Origin of the sequence: Streptomyces sp. NBC_01283, assembly GCF_041435335.1 — a bacterium.
Classification (GTDB): domain Bacteria; phylum Actinomycetota; class Actinomycetes; order Streptomycetales; family Streptomycetaceae; genus Streptomyces.
In genome coordinates this window covers 9,093,835-9,111,945 of record NZ_CP108430.1, presented here as the reverse complement: position 1 = coordinate 9,111,945, position 18,111 = coordinate 9,093,835, and the positions used below count along the sequence as shown (strand labels likewise).

Sequence of the window (18,111 nt, the reverse complement as noted above, 5' to 3'; positions counted from 1 at the left end):
TCTGCCCGCCCCATGAGGACACAAGATGGGGCGCATGACTTTGACCACCCCCGTACTGCACACCGCGCGCCTGCGACTGCGGCCCTTCACCGACGCTGAAGCGGACCTTCTCTTCGCGCTGCATAGCAGCACCTACGTGATGCGCTACTGGGACTCCCCGCCGTGGACCGAACATGCCCGTGCCGAGCGTTTCATCGCAACGTGCCGAAAGATGGCGGACGAGGGCACCGGGGCGCGGGTGGCCATCGACCGTGCTTCTGACGGGGCCTTCGTCGGCTGGTGCGGTCTGACCGGATGGGACCCGGACTACCGCAGTGCGTCGTTGGGCTACGTCCTCGATGATGCGATGTGGGGCCACGGCTTCGCGACGGAGGCCGCGCACGCCGTGCTGGAGTGGGCATTCGACACGCTGGACCTGAATCGAGTTCAGGCCGAGGCCGATACGCGCAACGTGGCATCTGCCCGGGTCCTGGAGAAGATCGGTTTCGTGCGGGAAGGGACGTTGCGGGAAGACTGCGTGGTGAACGGCGAGGTATCCGACTCGTGGGTGTTCGGGTTGCTCAGGCGGGAGTGGCGGCCGTCGGCTGTGCCGATTCCAGCCCGTGAAGTGCAGCGTTAAGTCCGTTTCTGGTAGCGGCCTCGTCCGGGTTGGGTGAGAAAGCCTTGGCGTGTGAGGCGTCCGAGGCGGCTGCAGGTGATGTTGACGGTCGCCTCGTCGGTGGGCATGCCGAGGAGTTCGTGCGGCTCACGGGCTCTGAATGCCTGGCCGGGGTGCTACGAAACGGCCTAGTGCTGGATTCCTCAAACGACGTGCGTATATCGGCCTCGTAGCATGCGGGTTGGTGGTGCGAGTCTGCCCCAGACCCAGAATTTGGCACGGGAGTTGAGCTGGTCGGTCGCCAGGGTGGTGGCGTATTCGATGTCGCCCCGGTTGGCGAATGACTGGCCGCCGAGCGCGGCTTTGCGGAAGATGCGCCACCGGCCTTCCTGGAGGTTGAGCCAGCACGCGCCGACGGGGATGAAGGCGTGGTGGATGCGGGGTGGTCCTCGAGCCAGCTGCGGGTGGACAGGCTGTTGTGGCTGGACAGGTTGTCGGTGACGATCCAGATCCCCCCGTCCAGGTTGGCGTCCTCGAGCGGCTGCAGGAACTGCTGGTAGAACACGCTGTTGCGGGAGGACGCGGTCATGGTCAGGGCTTGGCCGTCGGCGGGTCGCAGGCCGCCGTAGACCCAGGTCTTCTCCGGTCCGCAGCTGTAGTCGAGTTCTGCTTTGATCCGGTGCCCGTCGGGTGACCAGGCTGGTGCGGGCGGCAAGGTCCGTGGGATCAGCGGCCCCAGCTCGTCGGCGCAGATCACCGTCGCGTCGCGGGGCGGGTGGGTGTGGAGGCCGATTTCTCTCCGCTTCGGTTGCCGGGCTTCCGATGCAGACTGCCATCAGCGCACCGGTGGCACCCTCCCGAGCTGCCCGATCGACCGGGACTAGTGCCGCATCAGGCAATGTTCGCCCTTCCGATGGCTACTCTGGCGATGTGGCCGATGAAGAGGACAGCGGGAGCGGCTCGATCCCACCCCCCTCGTGGGACCACCCGGTGGTGGCCACCGTCGCGCTGGAACTGGTCGGCCTCGCTGTCTCCGGGTTGGTCGCTCTGGTGGGGTGGCCGTTCGGGTGGCTGCCCGACACCGATCTCGTCGGCCTCGTGTCGGTCCTGATCGCTATCGGACCTGCGGCTGAGTTGTATCGCGGAGCGGGCCCGCCGCGTCGACTTGCTGCTGTCGCCGCTCTCCTTGTGCTGGCAACGGTGAGACTGCTCGTGGCTGCAGCAGTGAACTGGGCCTTTCCTGCGCTGGCTGATCCGGGCGTCGCTATCCTCGTCGGCTACCTTGTTGCGTTGCCCATCGGCGTGGCTGTGTTGGCTTGGTTCCTCACCAGGGCGAACGTTGCCTGATGCGGCACTAGCCTGCGACGAACGCCGTACTGGAGGTCCACCAGACACTCCCTAAGCCCCTGCAGGGACTGGAAACGGCCCCCCACGTGAACTCGGTTCCGGAGAAAATCGCGTCGCTGAAGGTGACCGTACTGCCGGAGAGCAGAGCCTCGTGAAAGTTGACCCTGCCGCCAGAGAACCGCACGCCGTCGAAGTTGACCGTGCCGCCAGCCAAGGCCGTTCCGCTGAAGTACACCGCACCGCCAGAGAACACCGCGCCACTGAAGTTCACCATCCGTCAGCGGGTGAGGACGTTCACGTGTACGCCAACACCCGGCCGACCGGGACGGGCCGCAGCCGCACGTCGAGGAGTTCCGGGAGGCACCCGGTCCTTTCCGCTGGCCGCGGCGCACGCCACGGACGGGGTGCGGTGGTCGGCAGCCGTGCATCGGCCGGCCCCATTGGAGTTCCGCATGCGGAGTCCGGGTGTTTCCTCCCGCACGGGCGGCGCGTATGCCCGCAAAGGGAGGATAGTGGGGGCCCAGGAGCACACTCCTCGGGTAGCAAGCCGTCGCTCGATGGCCCGGCGGCGCCCGACTCGTGGCCCGGGCGCAGCCAGGCTCACGTTCCAGGCTCCCCCGGGTGGGCTGGGGGCGGAAGGGGCGAGAGCATGCCGTACAGGAAGACCGCTGTGCTGGTGGGGTTGCTGTTCCTCTCATCGACGCTCACCTTCTCTGTTGGCAGCTCGCTCCTGGAGGACTATTTCTCCGGGACGGACTCCGCAGAGGGAGGGCTCCTCGCGGGCGTGCTGCTGGAGAGTTACACAGCTCTTGCGGTCGCCGGGATCGGCGTCGCACTGTTCCCCGTACTGAAGCCGCACGGAATGCGCCTCTCGGTCGCGTATCTGGCCCTCAGGTGCGCGGAAGGCGCTGCCATCATTGCGGTCGGGTGCTATCTCCTCGTGAGCAGGAACGAGTTGACGGATTACGAACTGCTGGTCTACGCGTTCTCCGGCGCCGGTGGTCTGGTCCTGTCGTGCCTCCTGCTGCGTTCCGGGCTCGTCGCACGGTGGCTTTCGGTACTCGGACTCGTGGGCTACGCCGTCCTGTTGGCGGGGGTGGTGAGCGACCTGCTGGGGCTCGTGGACATCAACTCCGGCGCGGGGACGGCGTTCTACGTTCCTGGTGGCCTGTTCGAAGCAGTGCTTCCGCTGCTGCTGATCTTCAAGGGATTCCGCCTCATCGTGCCGGCGCCCGGCACGAGCGATCGTGATGAGCGGCCGATGCCCAAAGGGGCCCGCGGATGACCCCGACCGGCGTGACCTCGCGGGCGGTCCGCGACGCCGCTCTAGTCGCGGGAACGGGAATCCTGGCCATGGCCCCTTTGGCGGTCTTCGCCAATTTCGGCGTGCTGGAGAACCTTGTCACCGAGGACGACGCGGCACGAACCGCCCAGGACATCCGCGGTTCCGAGGCACTGTTCCGCTTCGGCGCCGTCGCCCTGTTCCTGGTCGCTGTCCTGGACGTGGTGGTGGCCTGGGCACTGAGGGTCTTCTTCCAGCCGGCGCACGAAGGAATCGCGACGCTCGCGGCCTGGTTCAGGCTCGCCTACGCCGCAGTGCTCCTCGTCGCCGTCGCCCAACTCGTCGGGGCGTTGCCCCCGGCCAAGGGCGCCGAGTCCCTGGGGGCGTACAGCGCGGAGCAACTGGACGCCGAAGCACTCATGCGCGTCGATGCCTTCCACGACATCTGGGACGCCGGGCTCATCTTCTTCGGCGTCCACCTGCTGCTGCTGGGGCTGCTCGCCTTCAGGTCGGGCTACGTACCGCGGATGCTGGGCGTCCTGCTGGCCCTCGCGGGGCTCGGCTATCTCGTGGACAGCCTCGGCACCTTCCTCTCCTCCGGGTACTCGGCCGAAGCGTCCGTGTTCACCGGCGTAGGCGAACTCATCCTCATGATCTGGCTTCTGGCCAAAGGCCGGAACATCGGCTCACGGCTTCCGATACAGGCCGGGACAGCGCCCTGAGAAGGGATTCTGTACAGTCTTAGGACCCCTAAAACAACTCCCAATGGCCCTCGGAGACCACTTCGACGGCACCGTCGGTCACCTTGATAGCGGTCTGCTCGTCAATCGCATACGCCGGACCCGCGATCCTGGCCGCCCATCGAGCTGCCTCAGCCATGGTGTTCTCCGGACAAGCCGGTTGATCCAGGTGCGGAAAGATCGAGAAATCGACCAGGCCCAGCGTGCTGTCACCTCCGGTGGTCGGCTTCCAGCCCACGAAGTCCTGCCCGATGCGGGGGGTCATCACCATGCTCCCGGCGCTGATTCCCACGTAGACCGTGTGCGGCAGCGACGGCAGGAGGTCAGCGAGCCCGGATTCCCGCATCCAGTGGGCCAGGTACAGCGCGTCACCGCCGTTGACCAGCAGGGCGTCGGCTTCCCGGACCCAGGAGACCCAGCGCGCTTCGTCGATGCTGGGCAACGCGGTGAGCTCCAACACGCCCACCGACTTCCATCCCAGCCCCGTCATGGGGTAGATGGATCGTCCGCTGATGAATCGCCATGGCCCGCCCGGATCAGCGTTGGGGGCCCCGTACCCCGCAGTGGGGATACACAGGGCGCTGGACTCGGTGATCGGCTTACCCAGGAGGTCGACCAGCGCATCCTGGATGCTCGCGTTCGTGATACCGGAGTCGGTGAGGAGGAGCTTCATCATGTCCTTACCGAGGAACGCCGCTTGCGTCAACAACTAGCCCGTTCGCCTACGCGTCACAGCCACCACCATGTCATGGCTACATTCGGATGAATCCTCAGGCGCCCGCAAACCCTCACCGATCCCGGCTGCTCGTGACGTCCCTGGGCGCCTTCCCCTTCAGCTCCACGCTCGTGGTCATCGCCGCGGCGGCCCGTGCGCTCATGCTGCTCACCCCGGTCAGCCTGCACGTGGAGATCGGGAGCCTGCCCGGTCCGGAGCGGCGGCTGCGGCTGCGGCTGCGGCTGTTCACGGTCGACTCGGTACTCCCTCGGGCGGCTTTCGCCGCAGGCGGAGCGTCGGCAGCAGCGGCCGGCGTCTCGCCTGGGCGGCGGCCAGGATCTGGCGGAGCGCCCCCGCGAAGGTACTTCTTCGGGTCCCGCGATCGGCAGTACCTCTGTGCTGACAGCGACGCCGCGCTCGGCGACAAGGCGTCGCCAGGCCTCGGAAGCGTGGGAACGACCCCAAGTCGCCGCCAGTCGCGAGAGTTTGACGGTGTGGGGGCGCTGGCTTGATCTTGTCTCGGCGCCGATGAAAGAGTGTTCTTGTAGGTTGCATCCCGCACTTCCGCAGACAGGAATGTTTGTCATGAGCACTCTCGGGTTCGCCGGAAAGTCATCCGTCGCCCTCGCACTGGCCTGCGCGGCCACGCTGTTGATGCCGGCCACTCCGGCCGCCGCCTCGGACTGGGACCGGAACTGCTACAGCATCTCGGCCCCCTACAAGGGCATCAGTGAGATCATCGGCAAGGCTGGCAAGACCCGCAGCGGCTGCACGGACGCCACGATATCCCTGCAGCGTCACCGCTGGTACGGCTGGGAGGAGGTCGACTGGACCCCGCTCGAGAGCGGCACCAAGATGGCGTGGTGGACCTGCACGGGGTCTGGCACCTACACCTACAAGACGGTCGTGGGCGTCGACTCCAACCTCGCCTCCTACGAGAGCGCCGAACGTCGCTTGAGCTGCTGAGGGCGAGGCCCGGATTCGGTGAGAGGGTCGCCCACTACCACCGTCTTGCTGCCTGTGGTGAACGGCTGTTGAGCAGAACACCTCGACCCTCACCGCCCGGGCCAACCTCGCCGCCTCCTGCCGCAGGCAGGGCGCACGGCAGAGGCAATCACGCTCGAGGACGGGGAGACCCGCGCAGTATCGGGACTGACACGAAAATAGAGTCAGTCGTGCAGGTCAGCCGGCTGTGATGGGTTCGAAGCGGATGGTCAGTCCGAGGCTGTTGGCTTCTTTGAGCATGCGGCGCATGGCACGTTCGGGATTGCGTTTGGAGAAGTAGTCGGCGCCGAGTTCGTGGTAGGGAGCCTTGTCGTGCAGGACGTGCCAGATGGCGATGGCGAGCTTGTGCATGACGGCGACCAGGGCACGTCTGCCGCCCCGCCGGGCTGCGATACGGCGGTAGAAGACCGCCAGGTAAGAGTCTTTGTTCCTGATCGCCGTCATGGCAGCGGTTCCGAGCAGGCGTTTGAGGTTGCTGTTGCCGGGTCGGGTGCGGCCGGACTTGCTCACGCCGGCCGACTCGTTCTGCCCCGGGCAGACCCCGATCCACGAGGCCAACTGCTGGGCGGTAGCGAACTGGGCCATGTCCCCACCGGTCTCGGCAATGATGATCTCGGCTGCCAGGCGGCCGATCCCGGGCATCGTGTCGAGGTTGTCCAGGTCCGGCTGGTGAGCCGCGAGGAGTTCGGCGATCCGCACGTCGAATGCGGCGATCACGCTGTTCCAGCGGTCGATCTCGTCGAGGTAGTGCCGAACCATGAAAACGTGATGGTCGGTGAACTCGCCGTCCAACGCCTCAATCAAAGCCGGGATCTTGTTGCGGGCCTTGCCGTAAGTCAGGTCAGCCAGTTTCCCGGGATCCCGTTCGCCGGCGATGAGGGCTTCCAGGATCGCGCGGCCGCTGGCCCCGACGACGTTGCTCAGAACGGAGGACAGCTTCATGCCGGTGTCCTCGAGTTCCTTCTCCAGCCGTTGGGCTTCCCAGCCCGCGGCTCGCACCAGCTCAGTCCGACGGCGAGTCAGATCCCGCAGCTCACGAATCTCCCGCTGCGGCACGAAGGAGGCCCTCACCATTCCGGACGAGGCGGCCCGCGCCAGGAACGCCGCGTCGCTCGGGTCGGTTTTGCGTCCCCGAATGCCTTTCAGGTGAGCGGGGTTGACCAGCATCGTGTTCAGGTGTGGCTGCAGAGCGTAGTAGACGGTCCGCCAGTAATCTGAGGTCGCCTCCATGATCACGACCTCGACTCGCCGTTCTACCAGCCAAGCCCGCAGACGGCGGACTTCGGCGGTGGTGGTGCCGAACCGTTCGGTCTCAAGCAGCCAACTTCCCTGCCGATTCGGGCTCGGCGTGCGGGCGCACGCCAGCTGAAATCGCTTGCCCAGATCCACTCCCGCGGACCGCAGATGGATGACCTCGTCCTTCACACTCTGCTGCCGGGCCATGTCTCTCTCTCCCTCCCGTACCAGACACCGGAGACCAGTGGGTGTCCCGGAGGAGTCAAGGGAAGAGGTGGAATCTGACACGCGTGCTCCGGGCGGCCGACGGTCGTCCTGGCAACAATTCGTGGTCCCCTGATCGACCCCCATCGCCATCCTGTCCAACGAGCTCACCGGCATCGCAGTCCCATCGGCTGACCGGGACACCCGGCCCCATTTTCCTCTACTCGAGGTGATCAGCGCAGCGATCTCGCCCACCTGTCCAATCATCAACGGGTCTTCCCAGCTCTTCGTAGCCGGTGATCGGCGTTGCCCTGTGGTCAGTTGAGCAGGGCGCGCTGACGCAGGAGAGCGTGTGCTGCGTCCGTAGGTCTGGCGTTTGAGGAGCTTGATCTTGTTGTTGACGCCTTCGGTCCGGCCGTTGTGGTGGGGCAGGGTGAGGGCGGCGTTGACGGCGGCTCGGGCGAGTTCGAGGCCATGGGCGAAGGAGTGCAGGAAGGGCAGTTCGGCTGTGCGGGCTGGTGCTGTCTGCCTCCCGCTGTCCGATCTCCGGTCGCCGTTCTTCTGCCGCGCGTCGCCGTAGCGCAGGCACACCAATGCTTCAGCCGCGGCTTACGCGCCTGCGGCCCTACGCGCCCGGTGGGCAACTGCCTTGACACGGCTCTGGCAGGCCGGGGAGCACAACTGCTTGGCGCCGTTGCGCGAGGTGTCAACGTCCCGGCAAGCTCCGTCCGGGATGGTCGGCCCGCCGGTCGAGGTGCCGGTCCTGGTCGCGCTTGTGCATGTGTCGCCGGCCTGGCGGCGGAAGTTCCGCACCACCTGGCCCGCGCTGACAGCAGGCGCCGCCCGGAACCTGCACCCGTGATTTGCATGCGTACGGGCAGCGTGGCGTTTGGGACAAGTGGCGCGCCGACTGCGGATGCCGATCGGCCCCACCGCGGGCTCGGGCTGGGCCGACGCCCATTACCGGGGCGTGGCGATTTGAGCTGACCTGCGGCGGCTGAATTGGATGCCAACGAGTCTGCTGGTATTCCCGACCTTGACGCTACTGCTGCCCTCCGGGGTTCGGCCGTATCCGGGCACAGCGAATGGCTGAACTTCACGGCACCGCCGCGCGCCCGTTCCCCACGCAGGTGTACGGGCGTTGAAAGTGCTGCAATGCAACTTCGACAGGTTACCGATTCATCGACAGCGCCTCGTTTCACGTCGCCAAGCCGCAGAACGGTGCTCGGCCTCAGCGGTATGGTGCTGGCGACAGCAGCGCTGGGCATCCCAAAGGCCCTTGCCGCCGGCCGGGACAGCGCCCCGGACGCGCCGGGTGATCGCTTCGACCTGGCCGACTCCGGCACCCGCCTGATCCACGAGAAGACGCTGCACCACGCGACGGTGATGCAGTCCTTCGCCTTCGACGAGCTCCACGGGCACGTCTACGCGCTTTAGGTGATCCCCGGCGGGGTCCAGCTCCCGGGCGAATCGCGCACATACACCCATGCGCAGCGGCACAATGCCGGTGACCTTTGCCTGAACCGGCTGTCGATGCGCGGCAAGGTGATGGGCCGGATGTACCTCAAGGGCTTCGGCCACGGCACCGCGATCAGCGTGGACAGCTCCCGCAGCAGCGAGGGCGGAGCCGTCACGCTGTGGGTCGAGTGCGACGCCAACCCGGCCTCCGGGTACGGGCGTGCGATCGGCCGCTTCCCGTACGCCGAGAACACCGTGCTGCACAGCGCTGACCGCCGTGTGACCGTCTACCGCCCGCACCCCGGCTCGGCCGCAAACTGCGCCGCCCTTGACCTGAACAACCGCCGTCTGCTGCTGCGCTACGCGCTCCCCGAGCGCCGTCGCTACGCGCTCTACAACCTGGACACCTTCACTGCCGGGATCTTCACGCCGCTGATCGACTTCGCTCAGCCGGGCCTGGACCTCGGCCTGCCCTTTCAGGGCATGACACTGGACGGCGATTACGCGTACCAGTTGATGGGCTCCGGCCGCGCCGCCAACAGCCCCTCAGAGCCGGACAACACGGTGCTGCTGCACTGCATCGACCTGCGCACGGGGGCGGTAGTGCAGGAGCACAAGTCCCAGGCCGGCCACCGGCTCACGCACCGCGAGCCCGAAGGCCTTTCCGTGCTGCACGGGCCTCAGGCGAAGGAACCGCAGCTGTGCATGGGCTTCGCCTCGGGCCCGGTCGGCGGACGAAAGTTCTCCCTCTACGGCCTGCCCACCCTGTAGCAAACCCCTACGACACCACCGACAGCGACGACCCCGACATCGCCCGTAAGATCGCCGAACTTCACGAGCGCCGCTACGCGGCCGACCCGGTCCTCACCAAGCTGGTGGCCGACCTGCCCTCCTACAGCGGCAGCAGCGCACCGACTCCGCCCCGGTAGCCGACCGTTGAAGTCGACACGCCGCGCTGGATGGCGCGATCATGCCACCGTTGCAGGTGCCGACTGCAATCCCAGCTTCCTCACCAGGAAGAGCGACCTGCGGTCAGGCCCTGGACGTACCGCCGGTCCAGGGCATGCGCCCAGGCGTGCGTCCGACCTCGCGGAAGCACGGAACAGAAGTGGGTGTCCTGGGATGAGACAGGCGCAAGTCGGCCTCACCCCAGACACCACAACATCCCCCGCACCACGTCGGCTGCTGGTGCGTCAGTTCCCCGCTTCCCGGCCGAGCAGCTGGAGGGTCTGGCGGACGAGCCGAGGCCGGGCCGGCCGCCCACCGTCAGCGTCGCCAGGTGGAAACCGTCGTGGTCACCACGCTGGAACAGCTGCCCAAGAACGCCACCCACTGGTCGCGTCTGTCGAAGTCGACGGTGGGCCGGATCTGGCGGCAGTTCCAGCTCGAGCCGCACCTGGCGGGCACCTTCAAGCTCTCGACGGACCCGTTGTTCGTGGAGAAGGTCTACGACGTGGTGGGCCTGTATTTCAACCCGCCCGAGCGTGCGGTGGTGTGCTCGGTGGATGAGACAAGGAGATGCCCGCTCATCTGCAGGTCCACTTGATCGTGGACAACTACGGCACGCACAAGCTCCCGCCATCAAGTCATGGCCGGCCAAACACCCGCGGTTCAAGGCGCACTTCACCCCGACCGGCTCTTCCTGGATCAATCAGGTCGAGCGGTGGTTCGGCTACCTGGCCCACGAGATGATCCGCCGCGGAGCGCACAAGAAACAGGCCCGCGAAGCTGACATCCGGACCTGGTTCAAAGACTGGAACCAGGACCCCAAACCGTTCATCTGGACCAATTCGCCAAAGAAACCCTCGACTCCCTCACCCGCTTCTGCCTCCGGGTCTCAGGCGCAGGACACTAGCGGCCGACAGCCTTGCGCCGCCCGGCCCATCGGATGGATCAGGGCCGGTTGTACCACCCGCACTTGAGGGCGTTCGCATTGCTAAGACAGATCTTGACGGACGCCGCCCCGCCGGTCACATTGGCAGGAAGCCCGGTACTGAACTGGTATGTCACGTCGCACTGAGTGCTGCTGCTCCGGGAGCCGAGCTCGTTGCCAGAGGCGCCGTACGTGCTGAACCCCACCCTGTTGCAGCCGACGGCCCGGAGGTTTCCACTGACCCCGACCGACCGGTCGTACCAAGTCAGGGTGCCGCGGACGTAGCTGGCACCGAGCGTGACGTCGAAAGGGGTGCTCGGGTAGGGGGCGCTCTGCGCGCCGACGGCGGTGGGAGCTCCCAGCAAGGTGCCCGCGGTCAGCACGACGGAACCGAGAGCGGCGGCGAGATGAGTCTTCATGCGATCTCCAGGATGGGGACGACAGGGCCGGACACGCGGTGGCGTGCGGCATCAGCCGGGTGAAGCGGAACAGGGCGGCGGCCCCGGTTCGGCGAACTCGCGGCCTGTTGCGAAGCGACGATTCTCATCGATGTGATCAACGCACGGCAGTGGCCTGCCGGATGTGTCAGACCCGCAGGTCATGGTGGCCGCGATCAGGTCATCGGGGGCAGGGGCGACAGGGCCAGTGGGAGCTGCACGCCTGACGCTCTGGGTGGGCCGACCCGCGACCTCCCCGGACGGCACACCCAGAACACCAGCAACGTCCTGGACGACTGCCAGATCCGCCGCTGTCCCGGCTGGCACCGCCACCTGACGCTCAACTGGCAAACCATCACCAGAGAGACCGCAGCTGTACTAGTGCAGGCCGTCTATGCAGTAGCCGGCGCGGTAGCAGGTCTGTCCCTTGAGGTAGTTCTGGTTCTCGTCGGTCATGTAGACCCAGATGTTGTCGGACCCACCGACGACGTTCGCGTCAAGGGTGAAATCTGCCGGCCCGGATCGATTGCACCAGGTGCTGCTGCTCTTGAAGTCCAGTGAGGTGCTACCGGCGAACGCCCGCGCGTAGACGCGTCGGCAATTGCTGGCCTTGAACGCTGCGTCGATGCCGACCGACCGGTTGGACCAGCTGGCCGTGCCTTTGTAGTAGCTCGCCCCATACTCAATCGAGACGGTGGCGGAACCGGCGGCACTCGCGGGTGTCGCCGCGAAGGCCATCGTGGCAACCGACGCGGCTGCGGTCACGGCCACGCCGACCTTCCTCGTGCGGCTCTTCCCCTTCGCGGGATCCTTCAATCTCACCATGACAACCACTCCCAGGTTCTTCGGGTGACGGGTGCACAACCTCACCGTCGTGCGGAGGCGACCGCCTCAGGTCGGGCAGTGAACGTTGCTGCCGCTGTTCGGCAACACGACTCCACCACGCGGGGACCTCGCGACGGAAAGCATTCGAGCCCGTTCAAATCCAACGCGACCACTGCTAGCGTCGGGACGGTGCTCACCCTGCGTGTAGACGCCAATACCGTGTCCAGGACACGGCTGGCCCCCTCCCCCGCTTCGGAATCCATCGCGTGGCTGAAACTCACCGCCGCGTCGGGACGGCACCCGGTCTTCGGAGATCCTGGGCCACTGGCCCGCGCGTCACTTGCCCATCCGGACGTTGCCCTGCTCGCAGACCTGTTGCCGCAAAACGGCGACACCTACAGACCCGACCTGCTCACCCCGCAGCCAGGCACGGACACACAGCACCGCGACCTGATCGACGAGCAGATCGCGCACATCGAGGCCGCAGCGCAGGGCGACCTCGAAACCCAGGTCTTCACCCTCACCCGGACCCACTGGAACAGGCCGCTGCTGGCCACCACCCGCCGGATCGCGGAGTCGGGGCATATGCAGCGACGTCTCGCCAACGGTCTCGCCCGGTTCTGGCGCGATACCTTAGCCGAGGGCTGGCCCGCACTGCGCTCGATCATCCATCAGGACATCGCCCACCGCGCGACAGCCATCGCCACCCACGGCGTCGGCCGGACGCTTGAAACACTCCACCCCGACATGGCCTGGGCAGGCGACGCGATCACCCTCGCCAAGCCGTGGAATGCCGAAATCGATGTCACCGGCCGGGATTTGGTCCTCAGCCCCAGCGTGCTCAACTGGCCCGACGTCACCATCCAGGTCGATACCCCCGGTCAGTTCGTCTTCTACTACCCCGCCCAGCGGATCGGAGCCGACCGGGATCGCAGGTCCGGAAAGATCGCGCAAGTGGTCGGCAACGCCCGCGCCACCTTGCTGGCGGACCTCGAAACCGCCCGGTCCACCGCGGAACTGGCCGCCCGAACCGGATACACCCCGGGCACCGTCTCCTACCACCTCAGCGCCCTGCACCGCGCACGCCTCGTCACCAAGGTCAGAGACGGGCGCTACGTCTTGTACCAGCGGACCGCGCATGCGGCAGGTCTGCTGGAAGAGGCCCGCGGCTAGTGCGGTGACCGCGAACGTCAGCCGGGTCTGGTGTCATGCCGGTGATTGTGTCTGGTGTCGGGGTTTGAGGGCCTCACTCTCGGCGGTGCACGGTGTGGGAATCCTGGTCCGGTAGAAGGCGTCGACGTGCGCCACGTTCACCGTCAGGTCTTCGACCTGCCGTTTGCCGATCACCGGTCCGCAGCGGCGGGGGATCGCCTCGGTCGCGCGGTGTCGAAGGAGGCACGTACCGATTCCGGGACGGCCAGCCGCGCCAGCGAGTACGAGTGCCGCCACCTGGGCAGCGACAGGGCCGTATCGGCCGCGTCGATGTCGGCGACCATGGGGCTTCGCCATGCGCACCGGCGCACGACCACAGTTCCGAACAGCGTGGTCAGCCGGCGCTCCTGGCCCTGGTGGAGGCCGGTGCGGGCCAGGAGGTCGGGGCCGATCGTTTTGAGGGCGGCGACGGTGGGCGCGCAGGACGGTCGCAGGCGGATGAGCGGTCAACACTGCGTCGGATGAGGTCGGTTGACCGTGCCTTATGCTCCTGAGCATGCGAGATGACGAGGGATTGGGTCGCATCACCCTGGCGCAGGTGGCCCAGGAGGCGGGGGTCTCCATTTCGACTGTTTCGAAGGTCCTCAACGGGCGGCGCGACGTGGCGACTCCGACCCGCGTGAAGGTGGAGCGCATCCTGGACGAGAACGCCTACCGACGCACCACCCGGGCCGCTCGCGAGGCGCCGCTCATCGAGCTCGTCTTCCACGAGTTGGAGAGCGTGTGGGCACTGGAGCTCATCCGCGGGGTGGAGAAGGTGGCGAAGGCCAGCGGTGCGAGTGTGGTGCTCACCGAGAGTGGTACGCGGCATGCGCCGGGGCCCGAATGGATCGAGGGTGTGCTGCGGCGCAGGCCGCGCGGTGTGGTCCTGGTCTTCTCGAGTCTCCCCAGCGAGGTGAAGCAGCAGTTGCGGTCGCGCACCATCCCGTTCGTCGTCATCGACCCGGCCGGAGACCCCGACCCGGACGTGCCCTCGGTGGGCTCGGCGAACTGGAACGGCGGCCTGGCCGCCACGCGGCATCTGGTCCAGCTCGGCCACCGGCGCATCGGCATCATCACTGGCCCCGAGGACATGCTCTGCTCGCTGGCCCGGCTCGACGGGTACCGTTCGGCGCTCAGCATGGCCGGACTGCCGGCAGACCCCGAACTCGTCCGGTACGGCGACTTCCACGTCGAGGGCGGTCGTGAGCGGGCGGCCGAACTGCTCGGTCTGGACGATCCGCCGACCGCGATCTTCGCGGGCAGCGACCTTCAGGCCCTTGGGGTGCTGGAGGCGGCCCGGCTGCGGGACCTGCGTGTCCCGCACGATCTGTCCGTGGTCGGCTATGACGACGTGCCCTTGGCCCAGTGGTCGAGTCCCCCGCTCACGACGGTGCACCAACCCCTGCGACAGATGGCCGAGGGGGCGGCGCAGATGCTGATGCGCCTGCGGTCGGAGGAGCCAGTGGCGACCAGGGTGGAGCTGGCGACGAGTCTGGTCGTGCGCGAGAGCACGGCGGAGTGCCGACAAGGCCGATGACGGCCATGTCGTCCCGTTGCGGGCTGGTAGCAGCACAGCGCGTCTCGTGACTCTCCGAAAAACTTTCGCAGAGCCTATTGAGGTGATTACCCGTCACCTGGCCGAATCTCACCTCGGGGCGTCACATCTGTTTCTGTATAGCCCAGTTATGCCTGTGGCCTGGTGCGATGGTGCGCAGTGGAGGGTGATCGCGGGACTAAAGTTTCGCTCGCTTTGCCGAAACAGTTGACAGTGTGTAGGCCCGCCACCAACCTATCGACGTCGACACGCACCTCAATGGCTGTGCAGCCTCTCGCTGGCCCCACCAGGAGGAAGCATGAACATGAGCGACCAACCCCCCGTACCCCCGATGAGCCGCCGCGCTTTCGTCGGCACCGCCGGCGCCCTGGCACTCGGCGCCTCCGCGCTGACGCTGCCGGGTACCGCGTACGCGGACACGACCATCACGACCAACCAGACCGGCACCAACAACGGTTACTACTACTCGTTCTGGACCGACGCCCCCGGGACGGTCTCCATGACCCTGTCCTCCGGCGGCAGGTACAGCACCTCATGGCGCAACACCGGGAACTTCGTGGCCGGCAAGGGCTGGGCCAACGGCTCCCGCAGGACCGTGAACTACTCGGGCACCTTCTCCCCGTCCGGCAACGCCTATCTGACGCTCTACGGCTGGACGTCGAACCCGCTCGTCGAGTACTACATCGTCGACAACTGGGGCACCTACCGGCCCACCGGCACGTACAAGGGCACCGTCACCAGTGACGGCGGCACCTACGACATCTACCGGACGACCCGGTACAACGCCCCGTCCGTCGAGGGCACGCGCACCTTCGACCAGTACTGGAGCGTTCGGCAGGCGAAGCGCACGGGCGGAAGCATCACCAGCGGCAACCACTTCGACGCCTGGAGCCGCGCCGGGATGCCCTTGGGCAGCTTCAAGTACTACATGATCCTGGCGACCGAGGGCTATCAGAGCAGCGGCAGCTCCAACATCACGGTGTACTGAGCGAGTTGGGAAGCCCTTTTGGTGATGGTTGCGGCGGTCGCACCGCGAGCCCGCCCATGGACCGGCAGCGCGCGACCGCCGCAATCTCCAGGTGTCGCAACAGATTCCCGAGCTGGAGGACCCACTGATGAGAATGCGCACACCTCACTCGTTGCGTTCCCTGACAGCAGGGCTGGCCGTCGCCACCATGGCCGGCGCGTTCAGCCTCACCGTCAATAGCGCCGCCCCGGCGCAGGCTGCCGCCTGCACCGGTTACGTAGGCCTCACCTTCGACGACGGCCCGTCCGGCAGCACGTCGGCCCTGCTCGACGTGCTCAAGCGGAACGGGTTGCGCGCCACGATGTTCAACGAGGGGCAGTACGCCGCCGCCAACCCCTCCCAGGTCCGCGCGCAGGTCGCCGCCGGCATGTGGGTCGGCAACCACAGTTACACCCACCCTCACCTGACCGGGCTCAGCCAGTCACAGATCGACTCGGAGATCTCCCGCACCCAGCAGGCCATCGCCAACGGCGGAGGGGGCACACCCCGGCTGTTCCGTCCGCCGTACGGCGAGACCAATGCGACGGTGCAGTCCGTCGCGGCCAAGTACGGCCTGACCCAGATCATCTGGGACGTCGACTCACAGGACTGGAACGGCGCCAGTACCGATGCGATCGTGCAGGCCGCCGCTCGGCTCACCAACGGCCAGATCATCCTCATGCACGACTGGCCCGCCAACACGCGCGCCGCGATCCCGCGCATCGCGCAGGGGCTGGCGGCTCGCGGTCTGTGCACCGGCATGATCTCTGCGCGGACCGGCCGCGCAACGGCTCCGGCCTGACCGCCGCACGCCCGGCGCTGCGTCGCCAGGTGGCCGACATCGGCCTACTCGGCCTCGGGCCGCGCGTGGGCGGGGACGGCGGTGGGCCGCTCACCCGCACTCGTGACGGTGATGCTCCGCCCGGTGTCGGACGCGGTGAGCAGCGACTCCATGATTTCCAGTACGTGGTAGGCGAGGTGGCCGCTCGCGCGGTGCGGGGTGCCGGTGGCGAGGGAGCGGGCGAGATCCGCGATGCCGTAGCCGCGGCCGGCTCCCGCGTAGCCACCCCGTACGGGGACGTCCTCCCAGGGTCCGGCCCCGGCCCTGAACAGGCGCACCGGCCCGTCGAAGCCGTTGGGGTCGGGAACGGACAGGGAGCCGTCGGTGCCGTACACCTCGATGCGCGGCAGGACGCCGGCCCAGACGTCGAAGGACATCACCAGCGTGGTCAGCGCCCCGCACTCGTGCTCCAGGACGCCCGTGACGTGGGTGGCCACCTCCACCGGGAACGCGGTGCCGGCCCGCGGGCCGCTGGCGACGGTGCGCACCGGACGCGAGGTGGATGCCATGGCGACCACTCTGCGTACCGGACCGAGCAGCGTGACCAGGGCGGTGAGGTAGTAGGGACCCATGTCGAACAGGGGGCCGCCACCGGGCCGGTAGTAGAACTCCGGGGCGGGGTGCCAGAGTTCATGGCCCGGCGTGACCATGAAGGCGGTGGCGGCGACGGGCGTGCCGAGCTGCCCCGCGTCCAGGACGGCGCGGGCGGACTGCACCCCGGTACCCAGGACCGTGTCCGGAGCACAGCCCACGAGCACGCCCGCGCTGTCGGCCGCGGCCAGCACCGCCCGGGCCTCGGTGGTGGTCGCGGCCAGCGGCTTCTCGCCGTACACGTGCTTGCCCGCGGCGATCGCGGCATGGGCGACGTCGGCGTGCGCGGCGGGGACGGTCAGGTTGAGGACGAGGTCGACGTCCTCGGCCGCGTACAGCTCCTTCGGGGTGGTGGCACGAGCACCGGGGACCGTGGCCGCGACGGTGGAGGCGCGGGTCTCGTCCAGGTCGGCGACCGCGGTGACGGACAGGTTCGGCAGGGCCGCGAGCGTACGCAGATACGCCCCGCTGATCTGCCCGGCGCCGACCACCCCGATGTGCAGGGGTGAGCGGGCCGTCAACGCGTCGCCCATGCCATGCCCTTCCTTATCATCGCGTCGGTCTGGGGTACCTCCAGGTCGGCGAGGCTGTGTCCGAGGGTGGTGACGAAGACCCGGCCCTCGCCCCAGCGCCGCGTCCAGGTCACCGGTACCGGTGTGCCCAGGAGTTCAGGGTGGTCGGGGTCGTGCCCGTACAGGGAGGTTGCGAGCACCTCGATCGCCGGGTCGACGTGCAGGTAGTACTGCTCGGTGGTGACGGTGAAGGCATCGATGCCGTCCAGCACGGGGTGGTCCGTCTTGCCCGGCGCGGGGACCACCTCGAAGGTCATGAACTCCGCTGCGTGGTGGACAAACTGACCGCCGGTCATCAGGTGGTAGCGCGTCTGGGTGCGGAAGGCGTCGATGATGCCGCCGTGCCAGCCGGCCAGACCGGTGCCCGCGCGGACGGCCCGGCTCAGGCCTTCCGCCTGGGGGCCTGTGATCTCGCCCATGGTCCAGCACTGCACAACGAGATCGGTCGCGGTGAGCAGGTCCGCGTCGAGGTAACTGTCGAGGGTGTCGGAGACCGTCACCGCGTAGCCGTCCTCCTGGAGGGCGGTGACATGACGGTCCGTTGCGGCGACGGGGTCGTGCCCGTCCCAGCCGCCGCGGACCACCAGCGCCCGCTTGCAGGCCGTGGTGCGGGAAGGGGCCATGGGTCGTCC

The 18,111-nt window shown here is 67.5% G+C and carries 21 protein-coding genes and 1 pseudogene; 12 read left to right on the top strand and 10 right to left on the bottom strand.

The features are described 5' to 3' along the window. Positions 1-34: 34 nt before the first annotated feature. The gene (locus OG302_RS41200; RefSeq protein WP_371749869.1) at positions 35-619 is read left to right on the top strand and encodes a GNAT family N-acetyltransferase; all 585 of its coding nucleotides are present in this window, start codon (positions 35-37) and stop codon (positions 617-619) included. 909 nt (positions 620-1,528) lie between these two features. After that, positions 1,529-1,945, top strand: a complete 417-nt coding sequence (locus OG302_RS41195; RefSeq protein WP_371749868.1) for a hypothetical protein — start codon at positions 1,529-1,531, stop codon at positions 1,943-1,945. 7 nt (positions 1,946-1,952) lie between these two features. On the opposite strand, the gene OG302_RS41190 is transcribed toward OG302_RS41195, so the two are convergent. After that, positions 1,953-2,219: a pentapeptide repeat-containing protein gene (locus OG302_RS41190; RefSeq protein ID WP_371749867.1), complete on the bottom strand. Its 267-nt coding sequence runs from the start codon at positions 2,217-2,219 to the stop codon at positions 1,953-1,955. 375 nt (positions 2,220-2,594) lie between these two features. Between OG302_RS41190 and OG302_RS41185 the strand changes: the two genes are divergently transcribed. Further along, positions 2,595-3,230 (top strand): DUF4386 domain-containing protein, encoded by a 636-nt coding sequence (locus OG302_RS41185; RefSeq protein WP_371749866.1) that lies wholly within the window; start codon positions 2,595-2,597, stop codon positions 3,228-3,230. Further along, positions 3,227-3,949, top strand: a complete 723-nt coding sequence (locus OG302_RS41180) for a DUF4386 domain-containing protein (RefSeq protein ID WP_371749865.1) — start codon at positions 3,227-3,229, stop codon at positions 3,947-3,949. The genes OG302_RS41185 and OG302_RS41180 overlap by 4 nt, the downstream gene beginning before the upstream one ends. 28 nt (positions 3,950-3,977) lie before the next feature. On the opposite strand, the gene OG302_RS41175 is transcribed toward OG302_RS41180, so the two are convergent. Together OG302_RS41175 and OG302_RS41170 are read right to left on the bottom strand one after the other, a co-directional pair. After that, a complete protein-coding gene (locus OG302_RS41175; RefSeq protein WP_371750386.1) occupies positions 3,978-4,640 on the bottom strand; it encodes a Type 1 glutamine amidotransferase-like domain-containing protein in 663 nt (220 codons plus the stop codon). 115 nt (positions 4,641-4,755) lie between these two features. Next, positions 4,756-4,932, bottom strand: a complete 177-nt coding sequence (locus tag OG302_RS41170) for a hypothetical protein (RefSeq protein WP_371749864.1) — start codon at positions 4,930-4,932, stop codon at positions 4,756-4,758. A gap of 335 nt (positions 4,933-5,267) precedes the next feature. On the opposite strand from OG302_RS41170, the gene OG302_RS41165 reads away from it, so the two are divergent. After that, a complete protein-coding gene (locus tag OG302_RS41165; RefSeq protein ID WP_371749863.1) occupies positions 5,268-5,648 on the top strand; it encodes a hypothetical protein in 381 nt (126 codons plus the stop codon). Positions 5,649-5,864: 216 nt separating this feature from the next. Here the strand turns inward: OG302_RS41165 and OG302_RS41160 are convergent, their stop codons facing one another. From OG302_RS41160 to OG302_RS41150, 3 genes and pseudogenes are all read right to left on the bottom strand, one after another. Next, on the bottom strand, positions 5,865-7,130 hold the full coding sequence (locus tag OG302_RS41160) for an IS110 family transposase (protein ID WP_371749862.1): 1,266 nt from the start codon (positions 7,128-7,130) through the stop codon (positions 5,865-5,867). A 314-nt stretch (positions 7,131-7,444) separates the two neighbouring features. After that, positions 7,445-7,649 (bottom strand): annotated as a pseudogene (locus OG302_RS41155) (transposase); the annotation flags it as partial. A gap of 87 nt (positions 7,650-7,736) precedes the next feature. Continuing rightward, entirely contained in the window at positions 7,737-7,940 is a 204-nt protein-coding gene (locus OG302_RS41150) for a CGNR zinc finger domain-containing protein (RefSeq protein ID WP_371750385.1), read from the bottom strand. A gap of 426 nt (positions 7,941-8,366) precedes the next feature. Here OG302_RS41150 and OG302_RS41145 point away from each other — a divergent pair, with 426 nt between their 5' ends. From OG302_RS41145 to OG302_RS41135, 3 genes are all read left to right on the top strand, one after another. After that, a complete protein-coding gene (locus tag OG302_RS41145; RefSeq protein ID WP_371749861.1) occupies positions 8,367-8,564 on the top strand; it encodes a hypothetical protein in 198 nt (65 codons plus the stop codon). Continuing rightward, entirely contained in the window at positions 8,565-9,356 is a 792-nt protein-coding gene (locus OG302_RS41140; RefSeq protein WP_371749860.1) for a teichoic acid biosynthesis protein C, read from the top strand. Positions 9,357-9,864: 508 nt separating this feature from the next. Further along, positions 9,865-10,131: a hypothetical protein gene (locus tag OG302_RS41135; protein ID WP_371749859.1), complete on the top strand. Its 267-nt coding sequence runs from the start codon at positions 9,865-9,867 to the stop codon at positions 10,129-10,131. 347 nt (positions 10,132-10,478) lie between these two features. Here OG302_RS41135 and OG302_RS41130 read toward each other — a convergent pair whose 3' ends face one another. Both OG302_RS41130 and OG302_RS41125 read right to left on the bottom strand, forming a co-directional pair. Then, positions 10,479-10,877: a hypothetical protein gene (locus tag OG302_RS41130; protein WP_371749858.1), complete on the bottom strand. Its 399-nt coding sequence runs from the start codon at positions 10,875-10,877 to the stop codon at positions 10,479-10,481. Between the two features lie 396 nt (positions 10,878-11,273). Beyond that, on the bottom strand, positions 11,274-11,666 hold the full coding sequence (locus OG302_RS41125) for a hypothetical protein (protein WP_371749857.1): 393 nt from the start codon (positions 11,664-11,666) through the stop codon (positions 11,274-11,276). Positions 11,667-11,909: 243 nt separating this feature from the next. Between OG302_RS41125 and OG302_RS41120 the strand changes: the two genes are divergently transcribed. The 4 genes from OG302_RS41120 (at position 11,910) to OG302_RS41105 (ending at position 16,277) form a co-directional block, all read left to right on the top strand. Next, the gene (locus OG302_RS41120; RefSeq protein ID WP_371749856.1) at positions 11,910-12,893 is read left to right on the top strand and encodes a winged helix-turn-helix domain-containing protein; all 984 of its coding nucleotides are present in this window, start codon (positions 11,910-11,912) and stop codon (positions 12,891-12,893) included. A gap of 523 nt (positions 12,894-13,416) precedes the next feature. Beyond that, positions 13,417-14,451, top strand: a complete 1,035-nt coding sequence (locus OG302_RS41115; protein ID WP_371749855.1) for a LacI family DNA-binding transcriptional regulator — start codon at positions 13,417-13,419, stop codon at positions 14,449-14,451. A gap of 349 nt (positions 14,452-14,800) precedes the next feature. Continuing rightward, on the top strand, positions 14,801-15,457 hold the full coding sequence (locus OG302_RS41110; RefSeq protein WP_371750384.1) for a glycoside hydrolase family 11 protein: 657 nt from the start codon (positions 14,801-14,803) through the stop codon (positions 15,455-15,457). Between the two features lie 133 nt (positions 15,458-15,590). Then, the gene (locus tag OG302_RS41105) at positions 15,591-16,277 is read left to right on the top strand and encodes a polysaccharide deacetylase family protein (RefSeq protein ID WP_371749854.1); all 687 of its coding nucleotides are present in this window, start codon (positions 15,591-15,593) and stop codon (positions 16,275-16,277) included. Between the two features lie 44 nt (positions 16,278-16,321). Here OG302_RS41105 and OG302_RS41100 read toward each other — a convergent pair whose 3' ends face one another. Together OG302_RS41100 and OG302_RS41095 are read right to left on the bottom strand one after the other, a co-directional pair. Further along, on the bottom strand, positions 16,322-17,440 hold the full coding sequence (locus OG302_RS41100; RefSeq protein WP_371749853.1) for a Gfo/Idh/MocA family protein: 1,119 nt from the start codon (positions 17,438-17,440) through the stop codon (positions 16,322-16,324). Further along, positions 17,425-18,102, bottom strand: coding sequence for a ThuA domain-containing protein (locus OG302_RS41095; protein WP_371749852.1), 678 nt, complete (start codon positions 18,100-18,102; stop codon positions 17,425-17,427). The genes OG302_RS41100 and OG302_RS41095 overlap by 16 nt, the downstream gene beginning before the upstream one ends. Positions 18,103-18,111: the final 9 nt, after the last annotated feature.